The organism is Symploca atlantica LB2515 (assembly GCF_052546295.1).
Genome location: NZ_JBQWMT010000001.1, coordinates 2,884,436 through 2,910,808 on the forward strand (window position 1 = coordinate 2,884,436; position 26,373 = coordinate 2,910,808).

A 26,373-nucleotide genomic window follows, 5' to 3' on the forward strand; every position below is an offset into this window, starting at 1 on the left:
ACTAGAGATAGGGAGGAATGAATTGATCAATGCAACTATTAAAAATAGATTAGCGCCAATTTACTACTAGCTTTGAAACCTCTTGGGAAGAGAATACAGGAGCTTGCTGAATGGAATTTGGCGAACCTATGTACGCCACTAGGTTAAGCAAGAAGGTGATAGTAGCGGCTTGGATTAGTCTTTTGAGCATAACGAACACTCCTCAATATCTCGATATTCATTCCTCAGATGACGACTAGCCGTGGCGAACGGTTTCGACTTAATTGCCTATTTGCCGTAAAACTTTTAAGAAAGGCTTAATTATGAAGCAATTAGCTAATATCAAGCTTTTCTTAGGCATCTTGAACCATCTGTGACCCCTGATCAGTCACAGGAGAAGACTCTAACAATACTGAAGCTCCCATGCACCAGGCTAAATTTTTCGCAAAAGCTAACTATACTAGAGCTAACTGGATTTAGCGGAAATGACTTCATCTAACAGGTTCACCCAGATAGATGAACCATGGGAGAATTTTACCTAAGACTCGACTAATTATCACTAGCCTACGTTCCGGCTTTTCAACTGGCACAACCAAGGGAACTGATCATAATTTGAGGCATCTTGTTCTTTTCTTAGAGTGTTTAGACTTTACAGAGAATAACTCTCAAGATTGAACAAACCAGCAGCCGTGCGTGCTAATCGCTACAATTTAAGGAAACGCTAGCGTAGCTGTACTGAATGATTCCCACAGTCATAGAACAATCCGGTCGCGGTGAACGCGCCTTTGACATTTACTCTCGTCTTCTGCGAGAACGCATCGTCTTCTTGGGACAACAGGTTGATTCTGATCTGGCAAACTTAATAGTTGCCCAACTGCTGTTTTTGGAAGCTGAAGACGCCGAGAAAGACATTTATCTTTACATCAACTCTCCTGGCGGTTCAGTGACGGCTGGCATGGGTATTTTTGATACCATGAATCAAGTCCGCCCAGATGTCTGTACAATTTGCGTTGGTCTAGCTGCCAGTATGGGTGCTTTTTTGCTAAGTGCTGGTGCTAAAGGTAAGCGAATGAGCTTGCCTCATTCAAGACTAATGATTCACCAGCCACTCGGCGGTGCTCAAGGACAGGCAACCGATATCGAAATTCAAGCCAAAGAGATTCTTTATCACAAGCAAAGGCTCAATGAGTTTTTGGCACAACATACTGGTCAGCCACTTGAGAAAATAGCTGAAGATACAGAGCGTGACTTTTTCATGTCAGCTATGGAAGCCAAGGAATATGGCTTAATCGATCAGGTAATTGAGCGTCGTCCTTCGAGTACGCGCACCCCTGTTGCTATTGGGTAAGGGAAAGGTTAGCAGGTTAAAACCTGTTAACCTCTAATCTGGTGTCAGTTCTGGCTCTAAAGATTCTAGATTGTGCAGAAAGTCGAGTAATTCTTCATCCGTTAGCAGTTGGCGCGAGCGTTTACCGTAAGTTTGAAGGAGATAATCGCGCCCTTGCTGATTAGTCCAGCCCAAACGCCTCAGTTCTACATTAGTCCTGGCAATAATGTCAGAAAAGTCAATAGGAGTACTACTAGTCGTATCTTCTCCTGGGTTTTCTGCCTCAACAGCATCGTGGGAGTAAGAATCGGTCTGTGTCTCTTCGAGTTGGCTGGGGATAATTTGTTCTGGGGTGGGGAACGAGGTTTCCAACTTCTGAGATACTTCAACCTCCGTCGAGGAATACTCTTCGTCTCTGAAACTCTTCTCCTCGGAAGTTACTGGCGCTGTAACATCCTGATAGCTGGCATCTTCTAGACCAGAATTAGAGGGAGACACACCGTTAGTAGTACTTGTCTTTGTCGCTTCAGACGACTTGGTTTTTTTAGTCTTTCTGGGACTCTTTGGAGAAAACTCCCCTGGAGTGGGTGGCGCTGGCTGGGGTGGCACTGCTATCTCACTAGTCGAGAGATGTGTTTCCTGGTGAGTTGCATTCTTAATCCCATCAATTCCCAAGACAGCCATTGCCCTGCTCCTAGCTTCGTCTTCTGCCAGCTCAACGGTTTGAGCTGCCGCCAGACCTGTCGCTAGAGTGATTCCCTCAACTTGAATCCAGCAACGCACGATGTACTTACCGTGGTCAATTGTTAATAGTTCGGTGACTAGACTACCTTTGGGATAACGAGTCCGGAATTGAGTAAACATAAACTTCTTACCACTTTGCCATCAAGTAAATACGTTCCTTTCCAGAACATATTTTGTAAAAGGACGCCTAGAACTTACAATGATAAAGGATTGTCCATTGTCACTGTAACCGATTGCCTTTGCCGCGAAGCGACTCAGAACGAAGAGCGGCAACAATCTGTAGAAGGCAGTGCTCAAAGTACATGTCCGTTGGCAAAAAACTGGGTTGCATATGCACTCTTGACCTAGCTTCTATTGCCGCTCACATGCAACTGCTTCCTCAGCGCTCGTTTGATTACAGCAGTGTTCTTGAGAAGCAATTTTCCTTGGAAGGGAAATTGCTTATTGGACATGCAATTGCCTAGGAAAACACTGGTACAAATCAGCAATTCCTAAGGCACCGAACAAGTATCATTGCCAATCACCCCTGAAAGAGTGATTCGAGGCTAAGCATCGCTTCTGTATAAACAGCAGATACACTCGGCAAGCGGTTGAAGTAATGAACACGTCGTCACCAGTGGACGTCCTTGACCCCCAGGGTGATAAGGAAAGCAGGTTGAATTCGAGTTTGACCTTCAACCTTCCTTGTACGGGCGAAACACTTGTGGAAACTTGCTCAGGACCTAGAGCCAGAGGCGGCGTCACGAGTGCCCTAGCCCTGACAAACTTTTAACCCTTGATATTAGTGGGTACTGTCAAATTATGTGAGCGCATTACCAACAGGGCAAGAGCAAAAAAACCACGCTCAGATAAAAAGGATTGTTGGATGGAATTTTCAATCGCTACATTGCTCTCCAATTTCACAGATGAAAAGTTAGTGGCTCCCAAAGTTTTGGAAAAGAAACTCGGTTGCCGCGATCAAGCCAGTCTCGAAAAACTCCAGATTGCTCTAGATTTACTAGAGAAAATGGAGATTTTAGTTAAGGATCGCGGTAGATACCGACGCGTTCCAGGAGACGTTGTTGAAGCTAAGCTGCGATGCTCGAGTAAGGGATTTTGCTTTGCGATCCAAGACGTAGAGGGAGCGGACGATATTTATATCCAGAAAAGCCATCTGAGTACTGCTTGGAATGGCGATCGCGTTTTGGTAGAAATCACCAAAGAAGGTAGCCGACGCCGTAGTCCCGAAGGAAAAGTGCGCTTAATTCTCGACCGGGCTAATCCTTCAGTCCTAGCACGAGTCAAGCTTAGTAACAGCCATTATCAAGCCGTTCCCTTAGATGACCGACTTCTATTTGAGTTAGATTTGCAAGAAAACCATAGCCTAGACCAGGCAGTTGATCATCTAGTTCATGTCGAAGTCCTACGCTACCCCTTAGGAGAAAACCCTCCCATTGGCAAAGTGGCACGTATCTTAGGCAGTGATGCTGAAGACGCCGCAGACACAGATATCGTCTGTTGCAAGCATGATTTACGCCGTCATTTTCCGGAAGAAGTCCTCAAAGCAGCAGAAGACCTTCCCCAGAAAATCGCTAAAACAGAACTCAAGCAGCGTCTCGATCTCAGAGAACTGCTCACTATCACCATTGAAAGTGATTCAGAGAGTGACCAAACAACGGTAGTAGAAAATGCCTTCACCCTACAAAAAACCGAAGAAGGAGATTGGCAGCTAGGTGTTCACATTACTGATGTGGCTCGTCTGATTGCCCCGGATTCAGAGTTAGATGATGAAGCAAGGTCACGCGGTACAACGGTCTATCTCGGAGATACGGTACTACCTCTACTGCCTGATGTTGTTGCAGAAATTTGCTCTCTAGTGCCCGATAAAGACCGCTTGACCATCTCAGTATTACTCACTCTCAATAGCGCCGGTCAGTTGCTGGAGTTTGAAATTCAACCATCAGTAATCAAAGTAGACCACCAGCTAAGCTACGAGCAAGCACAGTCAATGCTGGGAGATCATCAGTCAGTTGACTCTGACTTGGAGTCAGTGGTAGAGATGTTAACAGACCTATTCTTTACCTTGTCTCCTGCCGTAAGGGCTCTAAGGCAGCAAAGGGGAGCTTTTGAACTGCATCTTTGGCCAAATCAGTATCCTTATAAAGATGAAGGACGTATCGGTGCATTGGTAGTTTCCTCTTCTTTGCCAATGCGCTCTTTATTAACAGAATTGGTGATTTTAGCAAATCAGGCTGTGGCATCTCATTTGTATGCTCTAACCTTGCCAGGAATTTACTGCATACAGGGATCACCTGATATTGAAGAACTTCAGGACTTGCTCAAGTTAGGTAATAATCTAGAGCTAGACTTGCAACTAGAGGATGAGGAAGAAGTCAGTTCCCAAGACTACCAAAACTTTACCCAGCTATTTGCCAAATCGAGCGCAGCCAAAGTCCTCAATCATTTGCTGCTCTCAACCCTCAAGCCTGCCGGGTATAGCTCTAAACCAGGAGACCACTTTGGTTTAGCGTCGGATAGCGATAGTGGCTATACTCACTGTGTATCACCTTTATGGCGCTACGCAGATTTATTTGTACAAAGATTGTTGGTAGCGGTATTTGAGCAAGGACGCGATCGCCGTTCGACTCGTTCCAAAGAGCGTGTCAATCTCCGCCATAGTAGCTGCCATGGCAAGATCAACTGGAACGTTTTGCCACCGGATATGCAGCAGGAGTTCGAGAGTCACTTAGCCTCCTTAATTCCCCATCTCAATGACCGTGAGAAATTAGCCCAGGATGCTGAGGTAGATTTGCAAGGATTAAAGAAAGCTGAACAGATGAAAGAACGCACTGGTGAGGTCTTCAGTGGACTAATTACTGGCGTTCAGTCCTACGGCTTCTTTGTGGAAATTGAAGACTTACTGGTAGAAGGTCTAGTTCATGTTAGCTCCCTCAAAGATGACTGGTATGAGTATCGCTCTCGGCATGCTTGCCTGGTTGGTCGCAAAAATCGCACTGCCTATAAATTAGGCGATCGCGTGCAAGTCCAAGTCAAGAGTGTTGATTATTACCGCCAGCAAATTGACCTTGTAACTGTCAGCGGCGGTAGCATTGCCCTTAACGAAGATTTAGAGGAGTAAATTCCTTGGTTATTGGTCATTAGTTCCGTTGCTAATGACCAATAACCCGTGAAAGAGAACAAATGAGCCAAGAAAAACAACAGACAACAACTCCCCTAATTCTCGGTATAACTGGTGCCTCCGGCTTGATTTATGCTGTCCGTGCCCTGAAGTTTCTACTAGAGGCTGACTATACAATTGAGCTAGTTGCTTCAAAATCAACTTATATGGTCTGGCAGGCAGAGCAAAAGATACGTATGCCCCCTGAACCAGACCAACAGGAAGAATTTTGGCGTCAACAAGCGGGAGTTTCTCACGGCGGCAAACTGACTTGTCATCGCTGGGGAGATATCGGAGCAACTATTGCCAGTGGCTCTTTCCGGACCTTAGGAATGGTAATTATGCCCTGTAGTATGAGTACTGTGGCCAAAATTGCTACAGGCTTAAGTTCTGACTTAATAGAGCGTGCAGCTGACGTTCAGCTTAAAGAAGGGCGGCCCCTAGTTATTGTGCCTCGCGAGACACCTTTTAGCTTGATTCATCTGCGTAACCTCACTACCTTAGCTGAAGTCGGTGTCAGAATTGTTCCAGCCAATCCCGCTTGGTATCATAACCCTCAAACCATTGAAGATTTGGTAGATTTTGTGGTGGCGCGCACTTTAGATCAACTGAGCATTGACTGCATTCCGATCAATCGATGGCAGGGGTATTAAGATTGAGGGCGTTAGCCCAACGAACATGAATACTAAAATAGAAATAGCTTCAGGTTGAAATACCGCTATGCCTCTTACTCGGATTTTACTGCTAGTGCTGGTAGTGGGCGGATTAGCCCTGTTTGCCCTTTATAACTGGTCGCCAGTCCTGCCGCTAGTATTTTTGGGCATGAAAACACCCACCCTGCCAGTGGCAGTATGGATTGGAGGAGCAATCACTGCTGGAGCACTCACCAGCCTCTTCTTGCAACTCCTAAGCTATCTACCTAGAAATGACTCCCCTCAGGTTCCTGAAGATTTTTACGAAGTACCGCCCCAGTCGAGCCGTTTTCATCGTAAGAGTCCCCCGGCTGATACTTTTGAGGAAGATACTAGTTACACTCCACCGCCTCCGAAAGCGCCCTCCAACCGTGCAGAGTCTGATTGGGAGGAGAGTGTCAGCGAAAGCTGGGAATTTGAGGAGGAAGTCGCAACCTCAAAACCTGAGGATTTCGAGAAGGAAAGTCCAACTAGCAACAGAGTGACTGAACCTAAAAGCTTTGAAGTGCAGCAAAAACCGAAAGGGGGCTCTCAAGAGGGTTCTGTCTATTCCTACAGTTACCGCAAGCCTAGTGACTCAGGCGTTGGTAAAACTGAGACGGTTTACGATGCTAACTATCGGGTGATTACACCACCTTATCAACCGCCAGAGAAGCCGGAAGTAGAAGAAGACGAAGAAGATTGGGGGTTTGAGGATGAAGAAGATTTCCACGAGGAAGTAGAGAAGGAGAAAAGGCAGTAGTAGATTAGTAAAAAAGATTACTGAAAAGTCTCCAATCTCAACAATAGAGAGGTAATATCACAGAGCTGATAGCTAACGAGGTGCTTGCTCTGGTGAGTGAATTGTTAAAGGGAGTTAATGTTTTTCTGATTGGCATGATGGGTGTCGGGAAGACAACGGTAGGGAGTCTACTGGCGACTGAGCTAGGTTACCGTTTTCTAGATACAGATATTCTGATTGAGCAAGTTGCTGGCAAAACGATTAATCAGATTTTTGCTGAGAGTGGTGAAGAAAACTTCAGGCAGTTAGAATCTCAAGTACTCTCAGAAGTATCTGCTTATAAAAGATTGACAATTGCCACTGGTGGCGGTGTAGTTAAGCAGCATCTTAACTGGAGTTATCTGCACCATGGCTTGATTGTCTGGCTGGATGCCCCAGTAGAAGTATTAATCAAACGCCTGAAGAATGATACCACTCGTCCTCTACTACAACAGCCTAATCCAGCACAAGAGCTACAAAGACTTCTCGATGAGCGGCGCAGTCTCTATGCTGAAGCTGATCTCCATATTCGGGTAAAAGCAGATGACGCTCCACAAGAGATCCTCTCACAAATCATTAGTAAGATTCCGACAGTACTCAAATCAGCGTCGATTGATTCTGCAACTCGTAATTAGTCAAAACTGAAAATGGGAAAGGGAAAATTGGTGACAGTAAATGGAAAATAGAAAATTGAGCTGTCAAAACTAGAATTTGTATGATGTCCTCAATTTTTCCTTAACTATTTAACAATTTTATTCAGCATTATTGATTAATTATTTCACTGAGTTTAGTTAAGACTTCCATTTATCTAGAGAGTGCAGCGTTGCCTGCCAACATACCTGTTTGAAGTAAAGAACGAGGTTAATTACTCCCAATAATCTTGTGCCATCCTCTAACATTGCTCTAGAACCTTTACCTGGTATAGGCAAGGAGTCTACTAAACCAGAAATGATAAATAAGACAATCGCTAGAAACAAAAGAAAGTAAGGCGTATAGCTAATTATGCGTCGAAAGCTCCATCCATAGAATATTGCCGCTGTGCCATATGATAAATAAACTAATAACCGGGGAATACCAATAGATTTAAGTATTAAATGAATCCGCAAAACATCGTCAAGGAACAAAACTGCAATACCGATTGCAGAGTAAAGCAGGAATAAGTTAATTTTTTTACCGGGCTGAGTTGTGTTAAGCAAACTAAAGCTACACACACAAGTTGTTCCTGCCACACACCAGAGGAACTCAGACAGTTTGGATAAAGTGCCGATGTAAGGGCGTTCATCTAGGAAAGGATCGCTGAACAAGCTTACTACTATGTCACCTCTATCCCAGATTTTCACATAAATACTTAAAGCCAAAAATAGCAGTATAATCAAAACATTAAGTAAAAAAATATAACGATCTGTTCTCAACTGTTTAATGATTATTTTTAACATGTATTAAAGGTAGTTAACTGCTGCAATTCGTCAGAATTATATCTTTAAGATTACTTAAGAAAATGTCTTATGCCAATTTAATTTGAAGCTGCATAGAATAGACCTTTGAGAATCAAGTCATAGGATGATAGGGAAATAATTTGCTCTGGCGTAATTCGAGCAATAACTTGGGCTAATCGCTTCCTTCATTCTATGCAACTTCACTTTAAGTCGGTATGAAGCATCTAGTGGTCGTAAGTGTCGATGGGTTTGGGGATATGGGTTAATTTGTAAGGTTCCCTAGGGAACTATCAATGTAATGTATAGATAACCTGACTTGAAAATAGAAACGGAGACGCGGAGAAATTAATTAGCGCTGGCTACTGACTTAGCCAGCTAATCGCTTGCCTAATCCAATCTTCCGCATTCTTGCTTTTGGCAATCTGTGCATCCTGGCTGATAGCATCGAGTGATCTACCAATCTCTTGGCTTTCATAACCCAAGGCAAGTAACGTCATTTCCACATCTTCTATAATCTGCGGTGCTGGCCCTGTTGCCGAAGTGGGTTTTTCTACTCCAGCTACTTGCCGCCATTGAGCTAATTTGGTTTTCAGTTCTAAGGCAATGCGTTCAGCGGTTTTGCTGCCAACGCCAGGAGTTTTGGACAAGGCGCGGATATTCCCTGTAACGATCGCTTGTACTAAATTGGGTAATCCTAGAGTATCTATCAAAGCGATCGCTAATTGAGAACCAATGCCACTGACACTTACTAATTGACGAAACAAATCTCGCTCAGCTGCAGAAGAAAAGCCGTATAGTATCTGTTGGTCTTCCCGAATTTGTAAATGAGTGAAGACTTGCACTAACTCTTGGGAGTCTTTAATGAATTGTTGTGAAAGACGGTGAGGAATTTGTATTTCGTAACCGATTTGGTTTACTTCTAACACCAGAGTTACACGATTGCCAGTGCCTTTAGATAGGTTTGCTACTGTACCCTTGAGATAACTGATCATTGTGGAAAGGTAACGGGGGCTGGAGTTTGCGGAGCATGGCCGCAGGGCATAGGGGTAAAGGTTAAAGGGGAAGCCGAAAGGAAGAAGCAAAGCCTTTAACCCTTTTGCTAACTCGAAGTTGCCCTCACCCTTTCCCCAACTTATGCAGCAAGTTTTTTGAGGAGCACAATTAACTGCTCAGGAAACCAAAGTGATGCAAGCCTTCCAGAATACCACCTGCACAGTGGGCTTGAGCCAAGTATCTGTAGTCTGCGGGATTGTTAATGTACCACTGACGCAATTCTGGGCGGGCGTTACCGACAATAATGCCCCGTTCTTCTCCCACACTAAATAGGGCAATATCATTGCCTGAATCACCGCATACTACTGTCTGTTGGGCATCGATTCCCCACTTTTGCCGCAAGAATTGTACTGCTAAACCTTTATCGCCTTTAATTGGGAGAATGTCGAGGTCTTTACCGCCACTGTAAACTAGCTTGACATCTAAACCCTGTTCTTTTAAAGCTGATTCTAGACAAGGTAGCAGTTCTGTAGCAGCTTGTTCAGTAAGGTAATAGCTGACTTTGAAAGGACGTTGTTCTGAGCCAGGTTGCACAGCCAGATCAGAATAATGAGCTGCAGTCGCTACTATTTGTTCACGGTTCCATCCTTGGGATTGTATTTGTGCCCATTCAGGGTCAAAGGTTTCTGTATCTGGGTTGAAGTAAATTTCTGTCCCCACTGAGGTGACAAGGGCATCTGGAGGCAATAATTGCTTTTCAGTTGTCAGTTGCCGATAAAGTACAGGCGATCGCCCGGTGGCATAAACGATTTTTGTCCCATTTTCCTGGCGATGCTGAGCTAGTTTTTGATTAAGTTGTTCTAGAGCAGCGTCATCGCCTACTAGAGTATTGTCTAAATCCGTTACGAATAAGAACGATGTCACGGCAACCTCGAAAAGTACTGAGAGTCTGGCTACTGCCTTATTTTCCTATACAGTGGCACTTTCACAAGGCAGCAGAGAATGCTAAATTCTGGTCTTTGCCGTTTATTTAACTTTCAATCGTAAGAAGTCCCGCACCTCCTTGCAGGTAGGTGTGGGATGAATTGCCAACAGGATGTGCGGAAGAGTAGGAGATGTAGGTGTAATCAAAATAAATACAGAGATGCAGCCTACAAACACAACAAATATATCTCTCAAAGTCCGTGGGACGCACGGCTTAAAACCTCAGTTAATGTCTTCAAAGAAGAGTCGCGGAGAAACCTACACTTACTCGTTAGAGAAGCGTAGGTACCTCACAATATGACCCTGAGGATCACGAAGACAAGAGGGACAAAGGTGAGCTAAATTCCCTATCCTAAGAGGAATATGACTTCTTGTGCCTTTTCTCTATGCTTAAGCAAAAGCTGCAATCTTTGTTGCCCCACTTGAGGCGCGAAGTCTGGATTCTCGCTGCTGGTCGATTGCTATCCCAAATTGGCTCAGGTTTTACCTTATTTTATGCCCCGATCTTCTTTGTGAATCAGGTTGGTCTATCAGCTACACAAGTAGGAATTGCATTAGGCAGTGCTTCAATTTCTGGGGTTTTTGGTCGTTTTCTTGGGGGTTCTTTTGCCGACTCGCCGTTTTGGGGGCGTAGGCGAACTTTGTTACTCTCGGCTGTGGTTTCTGCCATTGCTGATCTGGCATTGGCGCTAACCCACGACTTCTTTACTTTAGTTATTGGTAATTTGTTGATGGGTTTGGGAATTGGTCTGTATTGGCCAGCTACCGAGGCAGCGGTAGCGGATCTAAGCACCAATGAACAGCGCAATGAAGCCTTTGCGATTACCAGACTCTCCGACAGTCTCGGCTTGGGTATTGGTGTAGCGTTAGGTGGGGCGTTAATTGCTACTGCGGGGAATTATCGCAGCTTATTTCTCATTGATGGCATTTCTTTTATTGTTTTCTTTGCCGTGATCTATTTAGCGATCGCAGAAACTTATCAATTCCAAGAAAAGCAACAAAAATTGCATCAAAGTTGGATTAAAGCATTGAGCGATCGCCGTTTGATGGTTTTTGTCCTAGTGAATATTCTTTTTACTATTTATCTTGCTCAGGTACAAAGTACAATGCCTTTGTATTTTAGTAACTTTGTCTCGACAGGAGCTTCAAAAACTGGCTTCTCACCAACAACTATCAGTGCTCTTTTTAGCTGGCACATTGCCTTTGCTGCTTTATGTCAACTGCCAGTAGCTCGTTTTCTCAATCTATTCAGTCGTTCCCATGCCTTAAGGGTGTCGCTGTTACTTTGGGGAGGAGGATTTGTTCTAATTTGGATGACGGGAGTTGCCTCTTCAGGTAATGTTATTTGGGCAACTTTAGCTTTGGGAGTATTAGCGATCGCCATGGTTTCTTACACTCCCTCGGCTTCTGCACTAGTTGCCGATTTAGCCCCAGAATCGCTACGGGGCGTTTACCTTTCCATTAACTCCCAATGTTGGGCCGTTGGTTACTTTATTGGCCCTACCTTAGGAGGCTGGGTATTAGACCAATCAAGAGTAATTGCCCACAGTTTTTGGTTAGCTGCTGCCGTTAGTGTTAGTCTCGGCATTCTAATTTTGCACTACCTCGACCGCATTTTATCCAGTAAGTAGACATTTAGCTCTGGTCAACTCTTCTTGTGATACCCTATCTGCTACAACTAGTGCCAGAAGGGAGAAACATGACAAAACTGCGGGTGGGTTTGCTATTTGGTGGCTTCTCCGGCGAACATGAAGTATCAATTAATTCAGCAAGAGCGATCGCTAATGCCTTAAACGCAGACCAAAATGCTGCCAATTACGAATTACTGCCTATTTACATTCAAAAAAACGGTATCTGGCAAAGCGGAGAAGTCGCTCAAAGAGTTCTAGTTTCTGGTAAGCCCTTTTCTTGTGAAACTAATAATAGCCTCTGGCAATTTCCTCCCCAACTAAACGACATAGATGTCTGGTTTCCCATACTCCACGGGCCAAATGGCGAAGATGGCACAATTCAAGGCTTGCTGAAATTAATGCAAGTTCCCTTTGTTGGCTCTGGTGTTTTAGGTTCAGCACTGAGTATGGATAAAATTGCCATGAAAATGGCTTTTGCTCAAGCTGGGTTACCCCAAGTTAAATATGTGGCGGTAAATCGCTCTCAGGTTTGGTCTAGTCCCTGTGTATTTCCTCAACTATGTGACCAGATTGAAGCAACTTTAACCTATCCCTGTTTTGTCAAACCAGCAAACTTGGGTTCCTCGGTGGGAATTGCCAAAGTGCGATCGCGTTCTGAATTAGAGGCGGCTTTGGATAGTGCCGCTAGCTACGACAGACGAATGGTAGTGGAAGAAGGTTTAGTAGTAAGGGAAGTAGAGTGTGCTGTTCTCGGCAACGATCAACCCAAGGCGTCTGTAGTGGGTGAGATTACTTACGACAGCGATTTCTATGACTATGAAACCAAATATACTGAGGGTCGAGCCGATTTGTTAATCCCAGCACCCCTAGCAGCTAATCTGACTGCCCAAATACAGGAAATGGCACTTCAAGCCTTTATTGCTGTAGATGCTGCTGGTTTGGCACGGGTGGACTTCTTCTATGTCGAGGCTACCGGAGAAGTCTTGATCAACGAAATTAATACCCTACCAGGTTTTACCGCCACTAGTATGTACCCTCAACTGTGGGCAGCAACTGGTGTTACTTTCCCAGAATTAGTTGACCAGTTAATTAAATTAGCACTAGAGCGGCAAGGTTGAGTAGCTGGCCATAGAGTCAAATGTAATCGAATGTCACTGACTTAAGAAAATTCATCTCAACCGATCAATCCTTGTGCAGGGGGATTGGGGGGAACCCCCCCCAATCTTGGTTTTTCACGACAAACGACTAATTTCCGCTTCAATAATCCCCTTACCCTTTACCCTGAAGTGGAAAGTCTACAGATAAACCTCAATCATTGGGCAGATAGAACCTTTCTGGTCTAATCTGTGTTTGGTATCCGTAAAAAAATTTGAGGAGATCAGCTTTGGAACGGACATTTCTCATGGTTAAGCCGGATGGTGTACAGCGTTGCCTCGTGGGTGAAGTAATCCGGCGTCTTGAGTCAAAAGGCTTTACCTTAGTTGGATTAAAAATGCTCGGTGTCAGCAAGGAACTTGCCGAAGCACACTACGATGTTCACAAAGAAAGACCTTTCTTTCCTGGTTTAATTCAGTTCATTACCTCTGGTCCAGTCGTAGCAATGGTTTGGGAGGGAGAAGGCGTTATTGCTTCAGCCAGAAAAATTATTGGTGCCACTAACCCACTGAGCGCTGAACCAGGGACGATTCGTGGTGATTATGGGGTAACGGTTGGTCGTAACCTGATCCACGGCTCAGACGCCCCTGAAACTGCCCAGAATGAGATTAGCCTTTGGTTTAAGCCAGAAGAATTGGTAAGCTGGCAACCAGCCTTGACGACTTGGCTTTATGAGTAAGCAGATTTAAAAAGGTCTTTGAGAGCAGAGTGAGAGGACGGCATGGCATTGCCTCAATCCTTTGTCTCACTCTGCACCAATGACTCGTCCTCAGTGCGCTTAGAGAAGCCCCAAATAAATATTAAGGCAATCGCAGCGACCATCAAAAGGTCGGGGGGTACTAATTCTGGTTTAATCGCTCTGAGTAAGAGTCGCAACCCCACAAAGCCGACAGTGACATAACCAGCATCTTCAAGATGGACGTACTCTTTGAGCAAGCGAATAAACAAACCTGCCAGGAAACGTAGGGTAAGCACACCAATGGTGCCACCAGTAATAACTAGCCAAGTTTCGTCAGAAATAGCGATTGCAGTTGTGACGCTATCCAAGGAAAAAGCTAAGTCTGTGACGGCAATGATCGGAATTGCTTGCCACAGAGAATTATACTTGCGACCATGGTGGTGATGTTCTTCATCCTCGTCGGAACTGAAGTAATCAAAAACCAACCAGAGTAAGTAAGCAGCTCCCAGGAGTTCAAACTGCCAGAAACGCACTACCCAAGTCGCGGTAAGTATCAGGGTGATTCGTAGAAAGTAGGCAGCTATTAGGCCGAAGTTGAGGGCGCTACGCTGCATTTTTTTGTCTTCTAGACCTCGCGCGATTGCCGCTAGAGCGATCGCATTATCTGCTGAGAGTACTGCTTCTAGGGCGACTAACATTAGCAGTACCAAAGGAACTTCAAGCCCTATATCTAAAGGGTAGTTAATAACTTGATCTAGCATTAAAAATAATTGGGAGACTCAACAGCAGCTCAATTTGAAATCTGCGCAAGCCACTAAAATGCGCAAAATTGGGGTGTAAGTACCTTAAATTAGGTTAACATCTACTCAAAGATTTATGTCGATAATTAAGCTGCAACGATAAATCAAGTGAGACCACACCCCAGAAAATTATGTTGCATCTTGTAACAAAATATTTTGCCGAGAGTCAAATTGACGCAAATTAGAGGGTGATTACTCTGAATTGGAGGAGATGTTAAGCATGTCTATATCAGATACTCAAGTTTTCGTAGCTCTGTTTGCCGCTTTGATTCCCGGTGTTTTGGCTTTCCGGCTAGCAACGGAATTATACAAATAGGGTTAAATCATCAGATCTAAAACAATATAGAGCTGTTCAAAAGCAAGCAAGGGGCGATTGAGAGTGATAAGATTGAAGCCACTCTTACTACTCACTGAGCGAAACTTAATACCTCAGTAAGATCAACGCCTCTTGCTTCCAATGGGTCGCTTAAGTTGTCCTGATAGTTGCTCCAAGGGGCTGTAAATTATCTGATGCCAGCGACCTAACACTGCATTTGAGCGGCTCTATGTCCATTTAGTTACAGGTTTTGCTACTGGACATAGGAGCAAAATCAAATCAGGAGTGCATGTACTAGACAATAACAATACTTTGTTTAGAACCTATTCGTGCTGCCATACATTCCTGTATTCTGACAACATGACTTCAATTCAACCTTCTAGGCCAACTCGGCAAACTTTAAAACCGCGCCGTAAGGTTCCTAAGACTCAGAACCTGCCACAGGCGAATTCTTCCGGAGCAGTTGCTGGCGAAACAATGCTGAAGTTGGTTGCCAATCTGGTACTTTGTGCAGGTGCATTTTACGGGTTGTCGCAACTATTGCCTTATCAGCTTTCGCAACAGGGCAAGTTACGGGAAGTCAAACGAGAAGTAAAGCGCACCGAGAGACGGGTCAATAATTTGCGTAGTGACTTCAGCCGCTCCTTTGATCCCAGGCAAGCCAAGAGTGTAATGCAAGAGCAGAGCTACCGAGTGGACCCAAATCAACGTCAGGTAGTCTGGCAAGAGTCGGATAGCACAGCCGATAATTAGTTCTCCAATAACGAGTTCTGTTGTTTAAGCGCTCACTGGCTTGAGAAGCAGACTCATCCAAGTTTCCACTTTATAGCGCAGACGACTAGAATCACCCGCAAGGGCTAGTGCGGCAAGGGCTTGTTGATATTCTGAAATGGCACAGTTCCAGTCACCCCGCAGATGATAGGTTCGACCTCGTTCAGCATAAATATGAGCTTCAAGGCAGCCTAGAACTAGAGCCAAGTCAAGATTTTCTAGTGCTAAGTCGTAAAGCCCTAATTCTCTAAAAGTAATAGCTTGGTTAATCCAAGTACGGGTATTAGCGGGATTGAGATCAAGTGCTTCCTCGTAATCAGCCAATGCCTCTGCAACTTGTCCTACAGATACGTAGTAATTAGCGCGGTTGTTATAAGCACTGTCCAACTTAGGATTTAGTTGTAGTGCTCGGTTGTAATCAGCCAAGGCTCTTTCTCTTTGACCGTTTCGGAAGTACATCAATCCCCGATTGTTGTAATCCACTGCGCGGGTGCGATTGTAGCTAATCAACTGAGTGAATAACTGGATTGCTCCACTGTAATCACCCCGTTTTGCTTTACGGTTTGCTGCAGCGCGTAGAGCTTGCTCTGAGAGTTGTAAATTTTTGTTAATTGCCGGCTTGACGACCACTGAACGCTTTTGAGGTCCACGGGGCATAGGTGACCACTGTCTGTTTTGGTCTTTCCGGCTTACTTTTACAAAAGTCTTAGCGTTCATATCTTCCTCGAAAGTACCTGCGACCTATCTTGAATCAACATTACGGCTAGCAGCACCCTACTGGTTGGTCTTGGTGTGTCACTTCGTCAGTTGTCTTGAGCTTCGACAAAAAACAACTACCCCGACCGCTTCTTGAGTTTTATTTCTGTCATCAAGAGACTACAGTAGAAAGCTGATATTTTCCTGAAATCTTCCTCAAGATGCCAGGAATTATCCTTTTGAGTGGTGGCTGCAGACTTTTAGTATTGTGTGATTCTTCAGAAATTGGCACAAGCATTTGAATCTCAAGCCTCTTAATCGTTTACCTGAAGGGGAAGGTTTGGGCAGAGCGATGAATCAGTACAATCCCCTGAAGATTCTCCTGTGCACCCGTATACTCACTAGTTTTGTTTACTAGTAAGCATTTGCGCAGACTATTAAATTATCCTGCTCGCTGTTAGAGAAAATCATCCACCCCAAGCAGGATCTTTGCTTTTAGCAAAAATGCCTCCTGCTACTAGGTAGATACTGGTAAAATACGACCGAAGCAATTGATTTGCCTTGGTTTTAAGTTGTTAACTGGAATATTTTTATGGCAAATGCTACGACCATTCCTGGTGCCGCTGATCTCTTCACTAATAGCTATCTGGTTGTTGGCCTAGCCACCTGCTTCCTGAAAGAAGATGCGGAGATTCATGAAGTCAAGGTTATTGAGCCGATTCCCTCAGCAGCCCTAGAAGCTATACTCAAAGGAATACCGACATCCTATTCCATGGCTTATGGAACAACTGTCGGTGATTTATTATCGGGTGAAAATTTTCAAAAACCAGCTGGTTTTCCAGCCGAGGCTCAATTTTGCGATGATTTTCTAGAAAGAACGGTAGCAGCTGCTCGTAGCTACCATACTCGCCAGGAGGCTGAGTCTCATATACCTTTAGGCACCAAGCGTGATGATTTCAACTATTCTACAGAACGCAAGCGGGTACTAAACCAAACGCGAGTCATCCGCAGGGAGGATGACGTTAAACAACACGAATATACTCACAAACTTCTCTAATTTTCCACTGCTGCTATGTTGAAACTTTTTGGCGGTGCCCGGAGTCGGGCATCGATTGTCCAATGGTATTTGGAAGAACTAGAAGTACCTTACGAATTTGTACTTCTGGACATGCAAGCCGGGGAACATCGGCAACCAGACTTCCTGGCAATTAACCCTATGGGGAAAGTCCCAGTGATAGTAGACGGCGACTTCAAGTTGTGGGAGTCGGGTGCGATTTTGTTTTACCTGGCTCAAAAATACGCTAAGACGCCGGAATCTTTAGAAAAACAGGCGGAAATTTATCAATGGATTCTGTTTGGTAATGCTACTTTGGGGCCAGGAATTTTTGTAGAGGCGAGTCGGGAGAAGGAAACGCCCAAGCTGATGTCTCCACTCAATCAAATCCTAGGGCAGCATAAGTTCTTGCTGGGAGAAGAGTTCAGTGTAGCGGATGTGGCAGTTGGTTCAATCTTGGCTTATATCCCGATGATGCTAAAGCTTGAGCTGAGTGAATATCCCGCTGTTCTAGATTACATCAAGCGCCTTGCGGAGCGACCAGCTTTTCAAAAAGCGATGGGTGGGCGCGGTTGATAGGAGTTTCAGGTTAGAAAGTATAGAAAGTTGAAACTCTCAACCCTCTAGCTTTCTAACCTTACTGAAATAAGGAAGCCGTGATTTACCTAAAACCCACAGCAGCCTGCCAGACGAAGGCTAGCAGCAAGAAAAACACAGGAATAACAGGTAGAACGTCTACCAGAGGATCAAAAAGAGAGTAAGCTTCAGGCAGTTTTGCCAACAGCAATGCAGCTTCCATTTTAAAAGTCTACCTTGACAACAAAATTTTTAGAATTGACAAGGATTTTAACATAAACCGACTCACACCTGAGGGGTTGTTTGGCTATTGAACACGGTCTCTTGATTAGCGTTACACAATCTCGGTGTTTTCAACACGACCCTCTCAAGTTTGCCAGGATTATCCGTCTAACCAGCGCTCAAATTCAGAGGTGAAGCGATCGCTAAAAATTGCCTGACGAATTCCTTGGGTGAAACGAATCAGTTCTGTGACGTTGTGCAGAGAGAGTAACATATAGCCAAGAGCTTCCTTACAGCGCACTAAATGATTCAGGTAAGCACGGCTAAAGTTCTGACAACAATAGCAAGGACAACTAGCATCTAGAGAGCTGAAATCTTCCCTAAATTGAGCATTTCTGAGGTTCCAGCGTTCTCCTTGTACTAAGGCAGCACCGTGACGTCCCAAGCGTGTAGGAATTACGCAATCAAACAAATCTATCCCAGCTGCGATCGCTCTGGCAAGTTCCCGATAAGTACCAACTCCCATTAAATAACGAGGCTTATCTTTAGGCAAGTAAGGAGTCGTAGCTTCGACAATTTTGTGAACTAATTCAATTGGTTCGCCGACACTGACACCGCCAATGGCATAACCGGGCAAATCTAAAGACACCAGAGACTTGGCTGCTGCGCCACGCAAGTCTAGGTAAACACCACCCTGAATGATACCAAACAGTGCTTGATCACTACGGCGTTGGTGGGCGTCTAGACAACGTTTGAGCCATCTATAAGTACGTTCTGTCGCTGCCTCAACTTCTTGGCGTTCAGCTGGGTAAGGGGGACACTCATCAAATGCCATAATTACGTCAGCCCCCAAGGCATTCTGAATCTCAATTGAGCGCTCTGGTGTGAGATTGATTAGCCTGCCATCACGAGGGGAGCGAAAAGTTACTCCTTCTTCGGTAATGGTGCGCAGTTTGCTCAAACTAAAAACCTGGAAACCACCAGAATCTGTCAGAATAGGACCGTGCCAGCCCATAAATTGGTGCAGTCCCCCAGCTTGCTCGACAATTCCTTCCCCTGGTTGCAGATGAAGGTGATAGGTATTGGCCAATACCATTTGCGCCCCGGCTGCTTCTAACTGTGCTGGTGTTAGAGTTTTGACTGTGGCTAGGGTGCCTACTGGCATAAACCGAGGTGTTTCCACCACACCATGGGGCGTTACAAAAACACCAGCACGCGCCTTAGTCTGGCTACAAGAAGCCTGACATTGAAAGGAAAACTGCATATACTCCCTACTCTACTATCGCTGTTTCAAGGCAGGGAAATTCTCGGCGCGTCGGTTCAGCCTGACAAATTTTCAACCTTTTAACCTATCCCTCCGGGGAACACTCCACGAACAACTTGCAACCTTTAAAAAGGACACTCACCATCATCTTCAATTTGTACATCCCACTTAGCACTGAGAACTTGGGTAACCATTGCTTCGAGAGCTTCAGCATTGAGTTGCTGAGCAGACTGCTCCTGCAAAGGGTTAGATAGTGGAATAAGCCTTAACTGACGGTGATCTTGGATTAAGTCAAAGCAAGCTTCTTTTTCTGGGGATTGATTCAACTGCAAATAATCAAAACTCTGCACATTAAGATACAGTGCATAGTTGGCAATCAAGGTAGCGCAGCTGGAGTCAGCAAAAACTTCCATCACACACCCTTCACCCTCGTTTTGCAGCTTGCTATCGAGAGTATGGATGTAGCGAACACGACCCAAAGCACTAAGTAAGCGCCCCATATCTTGTTTATTGACAATGATTCCAGTGTCAACTATACAGGGAGCGGGGAGCTGGGGCGGAGGTTGATTATGGCTCATAAGTAAAAGTTTATTATCCAATAGTGGCTGGTTTTGCCTGGTCAACAGATTATTTAACTATTTGGTTCAACGAACCCTACGGGGGAAACTAATTGTTTAGTTATAGCTTTTGTAAAGGTCAATGGAGGCTATTAACTGTATAACAGGGAACAATCCAGATGGATGCACAGCTCAAGGAGAGCGGGTTTCTCGCCTGAATACCTGGGTTGTACAGCTAACTCACCTAGCATCAAAGTATTAAAGTAGGGTATCAGACAATATTATCCCAAGATTTCTCCCCTGCTCATCGGTCAATCCACTCAATTCTTGAGAGTTTCCATGAAGCGATTGCTATTACTAAGATTGGCACAACGGGGAGGTAAATGCTGGTTTTCCTTTCTAGGCGCTGTGACGTTTTATACTTGCATACCGATACCAGTGAGTTGGCCTCTCAATTTTCGGGGGATTGCTCGTTGGGCACCAACCGTTGGACTGCTAATTGGAGGAATACTTGCTGTTGTAGACGCTGCTCTGCAACAATTAGGGATGCCGATACTAACTTGCACTGCTCTGGTTGTGGTTAGCTGGGTTGCTGTGACTGGAGGGTTACACCTAGATGGGGTAATGGATACAGCAGATGGTTTAGCAGTCCAAGACGAACACCGACGTTTAGAGGTAATGACAGATAGTGCTACAGGTGCCTTTGGGGCAATGGCAGCTACAGCGTTATTACTCTTAAAAACTACTGCTCTGACAGATATAGAGACTTACCGCTGGCTAGCTTTGATTACAGCAGCCGCCTGGGGACGTTGGGGGCAAGTGGTGGCAATCGGCTTCTATCCTTATCTCAAGCCTACTGGTAAGGGAGCGTTTCACAAAGAAGCGATTCAGCTGCCCCAGGACATTTTAGGGGGGTTTATCCTGTTATTGGGTCTAGGCGGATTACCTTGGTGGCTGGATGGAGACTGGTGGTCATCTTTGGCAATGGTAGTCGTGGGATGTAGTTTGGCGATTGCTGTCGGTGCCTGGTTTCACCGACAGCTAGGTGGACACACTGGCGACACTTACGGAGCCGTGGTGGAATGGACAGAAGCTTTGTTTCTCTGCTTCCTCACCACCATCTGGGGTTAATTAGTTATTTTTCAATACCACTGATATTCAATCAACTGGTCGCAGCCGCGTTACCTTAAGTCTAAATTCACCACCGCCGGTTTCTCCAAAAGCCCGGACTCGAACAATATATTTACTGGTTTCAGTAATTCGGGCGAATAAAAGAGAGTTGGTGCTGCCATCAGGACCATCATCATTTTCTGCTATGGTGGAACCATCGGCTGCCATCAGAGTGATAATGGTATCAAAGTTTTCCGATACTAAATCAATGGCAACTTGATCACCGTCATTGAAGTTGACTACATAATCGCGGGCAAAGCCGCCTTCTCCTGTGGGAATATCATTTTCTGTGAGTCTGTCAGAGATTTCGTTACTCTCAGGAACAGGGATGGGACTATACAGTAAGTTTTCCCCTCTTGCCGCTGCCGCCGTTAAGCTTACTGCTAACAAAGTTGCAGGGACAAGCAGAGCAAAGCTAAACCGAACGGCAAAAGCGTTAGTCATATAAAACTCTCATTCAAGCTAGAACGGCTCAATTATGACACCCCTAGGTCTGAAAGTGCTTGAAGAGTGCTTTAGACTAGGTTGCCACTATAGCAATCCTCTTTGATTTTTAGACGAGCGAGACAAGGGCGACAGGAGGGAGGTGTTTGCATCTCATTTCGGATTGCTATGGTAGTGAGATGCACGGCTTTAAGTTCTCCAAAAAATCTTTTTCTTTGTTAAAAAACTTACAATAAATGCCACAACCAAGGTGTATGCTAACCCTCTAAAAAATCCCTTAATGGGAGTTGAGGTCATCTCTTCAATTACCTGATCTAAATTGCTTAAAGCTAGAATTGGCCAAACTAAATTGGCGAATCCAGTGTAGGCAATCATCGGGTTCATCCCATTGTCGATTAATAACTGTAGCCAAGATTTTTTTTGAAAAACATTGATAATTATCGTAAAATTTATTAATAATAAAATAGCCAATCCAGTGGAGATAAAATAGTAACTAACAGTAGAAGGGTCTTTTTTTATACCTCCTTCATAAGGCTCAAATAATAAACCGATAATTATCCAGTAAATACCAAACTTGTAAAGATAATGTATTAATTTTTCTGTGGCACTTGAGGGATTTTTAAGTAAAAACAAACCTCCCAAACAAAGGGCTAAGCTGATCAATGTAGTTTCCCAAATCCATCTGGCTTGCAATCCAGTCAGCAATGTGAGCAAAATGGTTATTGTCAAAATAAAAATGCTGAAAAAACGATAGTTTTTCCAAGAATTTTTCTCAATTTCCTCCAAGTAAATTGATTTTAGCCAGGAATTAATTAAATCACCGGCAATAGTTCCAGGAATAGCAATAAACAAATACTTTAAATAATCAAATCTAAAAATCCAGGGGACGGGAGAGGTTGACCAAAGTTGTGCAATCCATCCCTCACTATTAGAAGATAACCTCAAAGCTAATAAACAACCTAGTAATCCCAGACGTAACCACCAGTTTGACTGAGAAAACAACCAAATTATTGAGCTGAAAACAGCAATATTAGTCAGAACAATTAAAATAATGTCACTGCGTTCCCAAGAAAACTCAATTACATCACTATTTGACAATTGCCACAGAAAAATAACGCCTACCACCCAGCCACCAAGAGTCATTACTCTGCGTAGCCAAGGAACCCAAGATTTAGACCAACGTACGAACATCAAAAATAGAATAAAGAATCCCAACAAAGCAACTGTCCAAGTCTGCGGTGTTGGTTTTTGACTTAAAGAAAACGGTCTAATATGCTGTAGGAATATAGCAAAGACTCCTAACAGAAATCCTCTTTTCAAAATAGATAAAATAATTTTTATTTTGCCCCATCCTTTTGCCAGACGACGAGACAGTGCCAGTGGGATAGCGGCTCCCATTGAAAATAAGAATAAAGGAAAAACTAAATCAACCCAAGTTAATCCGGGCAAATCAGGATTGAATGTGTGGATAGGTGGTGGCACCTGGGCATGGTACATCCAAGCAGGCAATACTTGACGGGGTATAACACCCGATAACACCATAGCCAAAACAGCAAACCCACGCAGTGCATCCAAGGCATCAGCGCGTCTTGGGGGAGCGGTGGTTGATTTTACCACCAGCCAGATGAGGCTAGTTTAATCATTTGTTTAACGGAAGTTTCTTTATTAACAGGAAAGCGTGAAATGCGATATTTATTAGTTTTTCTTCCTAGCTTGGCAATCTCATTATTGTATACGTAGCCTGATAGATAGTAGCGCTGAGCATACTCTTCAACTTGCTCATTCACAGCACCAAAGGGATAAGCTATATGAGAAGCAACTGTTTGATTTGGGTCTAAATCTTGCATACATTTTCTTAAAATCTTTTGAGACTCTGAGAGTTCCAACTCTAAATCACTATCCTTAAGTTTTGTTAGATTTTTGTGAGTTGCTCCATGAGATTGAATGTCATAATAACCTTTTTGGAAGCCTTCTCTTAAGTTCTCGCAACTAGCATGTTTTAAAGAAGTGCCGTTAATTCCCAAAAAGGAAGAATTGACAAACAAAACTACTTTGACTTTTTTATTATGCTTTTTTTCTAGTTTCTCTAAAATAGAAATTAAATTATTGTGAGCGCTTTTATAACCATCATCCACAGTAATTATTACCTTATTCTGTCCCCAATGCTCAAAGGGTATTGGTTGGTTTTTAGCTAAAAAATAATCATAAAGTTCTTGGGCAGATAAGAACCAATATTCTTGAGTTATTAAGTAATCTAAAATTTTTTCTAAGTCTTGTTTGGTGTAGTCTCCACTAACTTCACTGCGCTTTGGAGGGTTTTCGTTGGAATTTTCACTGTCGATAATATCATGGAAGCCAAAAATAGCAAATTCGTGAGTAACAGCCTCTAAGAAAAAATCATTGGTAGCAACAAAAAGGTTATTGATGGAGACAGTAAAAAGTGCAACGATAAATAAGCTAATAATACCTTTTTTGGGGACAACCATAGAACGATGAAAAAGTACTAACAATTTTTTAGTAAGATTAATAAGAATAGAGGGAGCTAGTGAGAATTCCCCACTAAACGTAAATTTAGTCTTCAAATATGCCACCGCTCAGTTTAGCTTGCCCGCTTTTGGTTAAAATTAAGAAGTCGAATAATAAAATCGTTAATTTTACCCATGCCAAGACATTTTATACAGGTAACCTACAGGGAAGGATCCTATTTTAAGCAAACCCCCGATAAACAAGCAACAGAGCTTCCCGAACCAGAGAGAGCTTATCAAAAAACAGGGACAATAGTTGAGCTGCTTCGTGCTCCAGAAGAAGCCTACGACGAACACTACAAAATTGATTTAGTTCAACCCATCAAAAACTTCAGCACCTGGTATACCTATCAACCTCATGTGTACTACTACACATCAGAGTCTATCAGCTCTGAACAACCGCCAGGCCAACAACCACCACTGGGTTAGGGCGTGTTTTCAAACTCGTATATCCTAGTAAAAATCTGATCGCCAATAGGTGTATTGATGAATAGAGGAGACTTAAGTAGCCAACAGTGGGAGCGGTTTTAAGCGCTACTTACACCTCAGAAGCAGAAAACGGGTAAGCAGAATCATGACCACTGCCCGGTTGTCAATGGCATCCTCTGGATACTAAGAACTGGTGTCTAGTGACGTACCTACACTGCTCTCTGCGAATAAGTATAGGCTTCTGAGCGACTCTTCTTTGAAGACATTGACTGAGCTTTTAAGCCGTGCATCCCACGGTCTTTGATTCATAGCAAAGGCTGTCTTTATTTTGTAGGCTGCACTTCTGCGTTTAATTGAATTACACCGACATAAAGAATTTACCACAAAACTGGTTCGCAATTCATCGGGCTAACGCCCCGCTACGCTAACGCCACCTCCCTTATGGGTAGGTGGGAGACTTCTTACGATTGAAAGTTAAACAATTATTATCTATTTTAGGCAAAAAATCCCCTAACTTCCTCCCCACGCTCATCCAATGGATAGAACAGAACAGCACCAAGATACAGAATACCTCGGCAGTGCCATTAATGCCCTCTGGGATTTGGTAGTAGGATAACTCAATTAAAAATAGATCAAATAATCCTGTCTTATACAATACAGAAAAACTTTTTATTAACCAGCGAAAATCCTGATCTGTGTTTATCTAGCTATATCTGTAACTTGCAATACCTCTTCAGAATTCCTCAGATACTCTTCATTTACTCCTAATGTCTTCTAGATAGCAAAAAAAAATTTCCGCAACAGTCCTAGGTAAGAAATATAAGTACCCTCAAAGGGTAATGCCATCCCTTCTGATAGTTGCCAAAATGAGTACATAGATGACTATCTATTAAGCAAGATAGTTAGACAGTGTCCCGGAAAACTGGGACTCTAGCTCACTCATGCCCCTAATTGTGATCTAAATATCTGGCTAGTCACTACTGTCATTAGAAAGAGACTCAATACTAACTAGACAGAGTTTGACTCTATGGAAATTAAGGCAAACTGTTAAACTCCAAAACAGCACTACCAGGGAATTTGCTCAACTTTCAAAGATGGGGATCACTAGCAAATGAAGGCTCTACCCGATTAATCACCCCTTCCTTATCGAGAATTTCACTTTTGCAGTGTAGCTTCGGTATGGAGGTGTTTTAAAGCGAAGTAATGAGCTTCATAAAAACTTCATACTAATGGTGGCATCTAATACCAAGTTCTTTACCGATTATTAGTTAGACTAAGGTTGATTTTAACAAGGAGGAGCGTTATTACTTTGAAGAAAAAAAATTTTTAAACCCTTCCAGAATCTCGACCTAAAGCACTGAAGTAATAAATAAGAATTTTGACTGACAAAGCAAGGGGACGGCTCAAAGCGAAAGCACCGAAGGCTTTGTTTAACAATAATGGCTGGTTTTTTTGTGCTGATCTAACTTTGTTAAAATTTGTTACAAAAGACGAAAGCCAGGCATAAAATATAGGGTTTAACCCAGAAAAGTATATAACAAACACCTCTGAAGTAGAGATTTCACAATTGGCAAACACTACCTAATGCTACCCTGCCCTGCTAAGGAGGCAAAAGCAAATGAAGACGAATACAAAGACAAGATGGAAAAATGTATGTTTTAAGCTGACCACTTGGTTAGTAACCGAGATCATCTTAAACTTACTTGGACTCGATGATCTAGCCGACTATGGTGAATTCGTCTTCGACCCAGAGGTAATAATTGCTACAACTAATCCTCAACTAACAGTTGTAGTTCCCCCTCATTACCCTCGATTAAATCATGAACTGCCTTGCCCCTATACCATCGGCACTCTAGTTTAGCGTTGCACAGCTACTAAATTATTCAGGACTTAGGTACTGAGTACTAGATGAATTCATTCTGAGCGATAGCGTTAGCCTAGCGGCTTCACAGAAGCTGGAATCTCAAACCCTTTAAATGGCGCGACAGTACGTAAGTCCTATTATTCTGACT

Annotated in this window: 28 protein-coding genes; 16 read left to right on the forward strand and 12 right to left on the reverse strand. The window is 43.7% G+C overall.

Translation table 11 applies throughout. From position 1 onward, the window contains the following. The first annotated feature begins 110 nt into the window (after positions 1–110). A complete protein-coding gene (locus tag ACT7WV_RS11940; RefSeq protein ID WP_445103103.1) occupies positions 111–239 on the forward strand; it encodes a hypothetical protein in 129 nt (42 codons plus the stop codon). 479 nt (positions 240–718) lie between these two features. Beyond that, the gene (gene clpP / locus ACT7WV_RS11945; RefSeq protein WP_445103104.1) at positions 719–1,327 is read left to right on the forward strand and encodes an ATP-dependent Clp endopeptidase proteolytic subunit ClpP; all 609 of its coding nucleotides are present in this window, start codon (positions 719–721) and stop codon (positions 1,325–1,327) included. 33 nt (positions 1,328–1,360) lie between these two features. Here clpP and ACT7WV_RS11950 read toward each other — a convergent pair whose 3' ends face one another. After that, positions 1,361–2,170, reverse strand: a complete 810-nt coding sequence (locus tag ACT7WV_RS11950) for a hypothetical protein (protein WP_445103105.1) — start codon at positions 2,168–2,170, stop codon at positions 1,361–1,363. 745 nt (positions 2,171–2,915) lie between these two features. Here ACT7WV_RS11950 and ACT7WV_RS11955 point away from each other — a divergent pair. The 4 genes from ACT7WV_RS11955 (at position 2,916) to ACT7WV_RS11970 (ending at position 7,294) form a co-directional block, all read left to right on the forward strand. Then, entirely contained in the window at positions 2,916–5,168 is a 2,253-nt protein-coding gene (locus ACT7WV_RS11955; protein WP_445103106.1) for a ribonuclease R family protein, read from the forward strand. Positions 5,169–5,230: 62 nt separating this feature from the next. Further along, positions 5,231–5,860: a flavin prenyltransferase UbiX gene (locus tag ACT7WV_RS11960; RefSeq protein ID WP_445103107.1), complete on the forward strand. Its 630-nt coding sequence runs from the start codon at positions 5,231–5,233 to the stop codon at positions 5,858–5,860. Between the two features lie 67 nt (positions 5,861–5,927). Further along, positions 5,928–6,641: a hypothetical protein gene (locus ACT7WV_RS11965; protein ID WP_445103108.1), complete on the forward strand. Its 714-nt coding sequence runs from the start codon at positions 5,928–5,930 to the stop codon at positions 6,639–6,641. A 92-nt stretch (positions 6,642–6,733) separates the two neighbouring features. Beyond that, on the forward strand, positions 6,734–7,294 hold the full coding sequence (locus ACT7WV_RS11970; protein ID WP_445103109.1) for a shikimate kinase: 561 nt from the start codon (positions 6,734–6,736) through the stop codon (positions 7,292–7,294). Positions 7,295–7,450: 156 nt separating this feature from the next. Here ACT7WV_RS11970 and ACT7WV_RS11975 read toward each other — a convergent pair whose 3' ends face one another. From ACT7WV_RS11975 to ACT7WV_RS11985, 3 genes are all read right to left on the reverse strand, one after another. Further along, positions 7,451–7,999 (reverse strand): hypothetical protein, encoded by a 549-nt coding sequence (locus ACT7WV_RS11975; protein ID WP_445103110.1) that lies wholly within the window; start codon positions 7,997–7,999, stop codon positions 7,451–7,453. A 455-nt stretch (positions 8,000–8,454) separates the two neighbouring features. Continuing rightward, positions 8,455–9,087 (reverse strand): Holliday junction branch migration protein RuvA, encoded by a 633-nt coding sequence (gene ruvA / locus ACT7WV_RS11980; protein ID WP_445103111.1) that lies wholly within the window; start codon positions 9,085–9,087, stop codon positions 8,455–8,457. A gap of 169 nt (positions 9,088–9,256) precedes the next feature. After that, positions 9,257–10,012 (reverse strand): sucrose-phosphate phosphatase, encoded by a 756-nt coding sequence (locus ACT7WV_RS11985; RefSeq protein ID WP_445103112.1) that lies wholly within the window; start codon positions 10,010–10,012, stop codon positions 9,257–9,259. Between the two features lie 446 nt (positions 10,013–10,458). Between ACT7WV_RS11985 and ACT7WV_RS11990 the strand changes: the two genes are divergently transcribed. The 3 genes from ACT7WV_RS11990 to ndk all read left to right on the forward strand — a co-directional run bounded on the left by ACT7WV_RS11990 (position 10,459) and on the right by ndk (position 13,537). Next, entirely contained in the window at positions 10,459–11,703 is a 1,245-nt protein-coding gene (locus ACT7WV_RS11990) for an MFS transporter (RefSeq protein ID WP_445103113.1), read from the forward strand. A 68-nt stretch (positions 11,704–11,771) separates the two neighbouring features. Further along, positions 11,772–12,821 (forward strand): D-alanine--D-alanine ligase family protein, encoded by a 1,050-nt coding sequence (locus tag ACT7WV_RS11995; RefSeq protein ID WP_445103114.1) that lies wholly within the window; start codon positions 11,772–11,774, stop codon positions 12,819–12,821. A 266-nt stretch (positions 12,822–13,087) separates the two neighbouring features. Further along, positions 13,088–13,537 (forward strand): nucleoside-diphosphate kinase, encoded by a 450-nt coding sequence (gene ndk / locus ACT7WV_RS12000; protein WP_445103115.1) that lies wholly within the window; start codon positions 13,088–13,090, stop codon positions 13,535–13,537. 53 nt (positions 13,538–13,590) lie between these two features. On the opposite strand, the gene ACT7WV_RS12005 is transcribed toward ndk, so the two are convergent. Next, positions 13,591–14,298, reverse strand: coding sequence for a TerC family protein (locus ACT7WV_RS12005; RefSeq protein ID WP_445103116.1), 708 nt, complete (start codon positions 14,296–14,298; stop codon positions 13,591–13,593). Positions 14,299–14,557: 259 nt separating this feature from the next. Between ACT7WV_RS12005 and psaM the strand changes: the two genes are divergently transcribed. Next, positions 14,558–14,653 (forward strand): photosystem I reaction center subunit XII, encoded by a 96-nt coding sequence (gene psaM, locus ACT7WV_RS12010; RefSeq protein WP_445103117.1) that lies wholly within the window; start codon positions 14,558–14,560, stop codon positions 14,651–14,653. Between the two features lie 360 nt (positions 14,654–15,013). Further along, a complete protein-coding gene (locus ACT7WV_RS12015) occupies positions 15,014–15,406 on the forward strand; it encodes a slr1601 family putative cell division protein (RefSeq protein WP_445103118.1) in 393 nt (130 codons plus the stop codon). Between the two features lie 24 nt (positions 15,407–15,430). On the opposite strand, the gene ACT7WV_RS12020 is transcribed toward ACT7WV_RS12015, so the two are convergent. After that, positions 15,431–16,081 (reverse strand): tetratricopeptide repeat protein, encoded by a 651-nt coding sequence (locus tag ACT7WV_RS12020; RefSeq protein ID WP_445103119.1) that lies wholly within the window; start codon positions 16,079–16,081, stop codon positions 15,431–15,433. Positions 16,082–16,712: 631 nt separating this feature from the next. Between ACT7WV_RS12020 and ACT7WV_RS12025 the strand changes: the two genes are divergently transcribed. Then, positions 16,713–17,177, forward strand: a complete 465-nt coding sequence (locus ACT7WV_RS12025) for a hypothetical protein (RefSeq protein ID WP_445103120.1) — start codon at positions 16,713–16,715, stop codon at positions 17,175–17,177. A 15-nt stretch (positions 17,178–17,192) separates the two neighbouring features. Further along, positions 17,193–17,750, forward strand: a complete 558-nt coding sequence (locus ACT7WV_RS12030) for a glutathione S-transferase family protein (RefSeq protein WP_445103121.1) — start codon at positions 17,193–17,195, stop codon at positions 17,748–17,750. Positions 17,751–17,835: 85 nt separating this feature from the next. Here the strand turns inward: ACT7WV_RS12030 and ACT7WV_RS12035 are convergent, their stop codons facing one another. The 3 genes from ACT7WV_RS12035 to ACT7WV_RS12045 all read right to left on the reverse strand — a co-directional run bounded on the left by ACT7WV_RS12035 (position 17,836) and on the right by ACT7WV_RS12045 (position 19,814). Beyond that, a complete protein-coding gene (locus ACT7WV_RS12035) occupies positions 17,836–17,973 on the reverse strand; it encodes a photosystem II reaction center protein K (RefSeq protein WP_039728401.1) in 138 nt (45 codons plus the stop codon). 159 nt (positions 17,974–18,132) lie between these two features. After that, positions 18,133–19,236: a tRNA guanosine(34) transglycosylase Tgt gene (gene tgt / locus ACT7WV_RS12040; RefSeq protein ID WP_445103122.1), complete on the reverse strand. Its 1,104-nt coding sequence runs from the start codon at positions 19,234–19,236 to the stop codon at positions 18,133–18,135. Between the two features lie 125 nt (positions 19,237–19,361). Further along, positions 19,362–19,814 carry a hypothetical protein gene (locus ACT7WV_RS12045; protein WP_445103123.1) on the reverse strand — a complete coding sequence of 151 codons (453 nt, stop codon included), beginning with the start codon at positions 19,812–19,814 and terminating at the stop codon, positions 19,362–19,364. Between the two features lie 318 nt (positions 19,815–20,132). On the opposite strand from ACT7WV_RS12045, the gene cobS reads away from it, so the two are divergent. Beyond that, positions 20,133–20,924 (forward strand): adenosylcobinamide-GDP ribazoletransferase, encoded by a 792-nt coding sequence (cobS, locus tag ACT7WV_RS12050; RefSeq protein ID WP_445103124.1) that lies wholly within the window; start codon positions 20,133–20,135, stop codon positions 20,922–20,924. Between the two features lie 27 nt (positions 20,925–20,951). Here cobS and ACT7WV_RS12055 read toward each other — a convergent pair whose 3' ends face one another. The 3 genes from ACT7WV_RS12055 to ACT7WV_RS12065 all read right to left on the reverse strand — a co-directional run bounded on the left by ACT7WV_RS12055 (position 20,952) and on the right by ACT7WV_RS12065 (position 23,893). Then, entirely contained in the window at positions 20,952–21,407 is a 456-nt protein-coding gene (locus ACT7WV_RS12055) for a peptidase (protein WP_445103125.1), read from the reverse strand. Between the two features lie 189 nt (positions 21,408–21,596). Continuing rightward, entirely contained in the window at positions 21,597–23,024 is a 1,428-nt protein-coding gene (locus tag ACT7WV_RS12060) for a DUF5009 domain-containing protein (protein ID WP_445103126.1), read from the reverse strand. Next, positions 23,018–23,893, reverse strand: coding sequence for a polysaccharide deacetylase family protein (locus ACT7WV_RS12065; protein ID WP_445103127.1), 876 nt, complete (start codon positions 23,891–23,893; stop codon positions 23,018–23,020). The genes ACT7WV_RS12060 and ACT7WV_RS12065 overlap by 7 nt, the downstream gene beginning before the upstream one ends. A 174-nt stretch (positions 23,894–24,067) precedes the next feature. On the opposite strand from ACT7WV_RS12065, the gene ACT7WV_RS12070 reads away from it, so the two are divergent. After that, the gene (locus ACT7WV_RS12070) at positions 24,068–24,361 is read left to right on the forward strand and encodes a hypothetical protein (protein WP_445103128.1); all 294 of its coding nucleotides are present in this window, start codon (positions 24,068–24,070) and stop codon (positions 24,359–24,361) included. A gap of 1,618 nt (positions 24,362–25,979) precedes the next feature. Beyond that, positions 25,980–26,222 carry a hypothetical protein gene (locus tag ACT7WV_RS12075; RefSeq protein ID WP_445103129.1) on the forward strand — a complete coding sequence of 81 codons (243 nt, stop codon included), beginning with the start codon at positions 25,980–25,982 and terminating at the stop codon, positions 26,220–26,222. Positions 26,223–26,373: the final 151 nt, after the last annotated feature.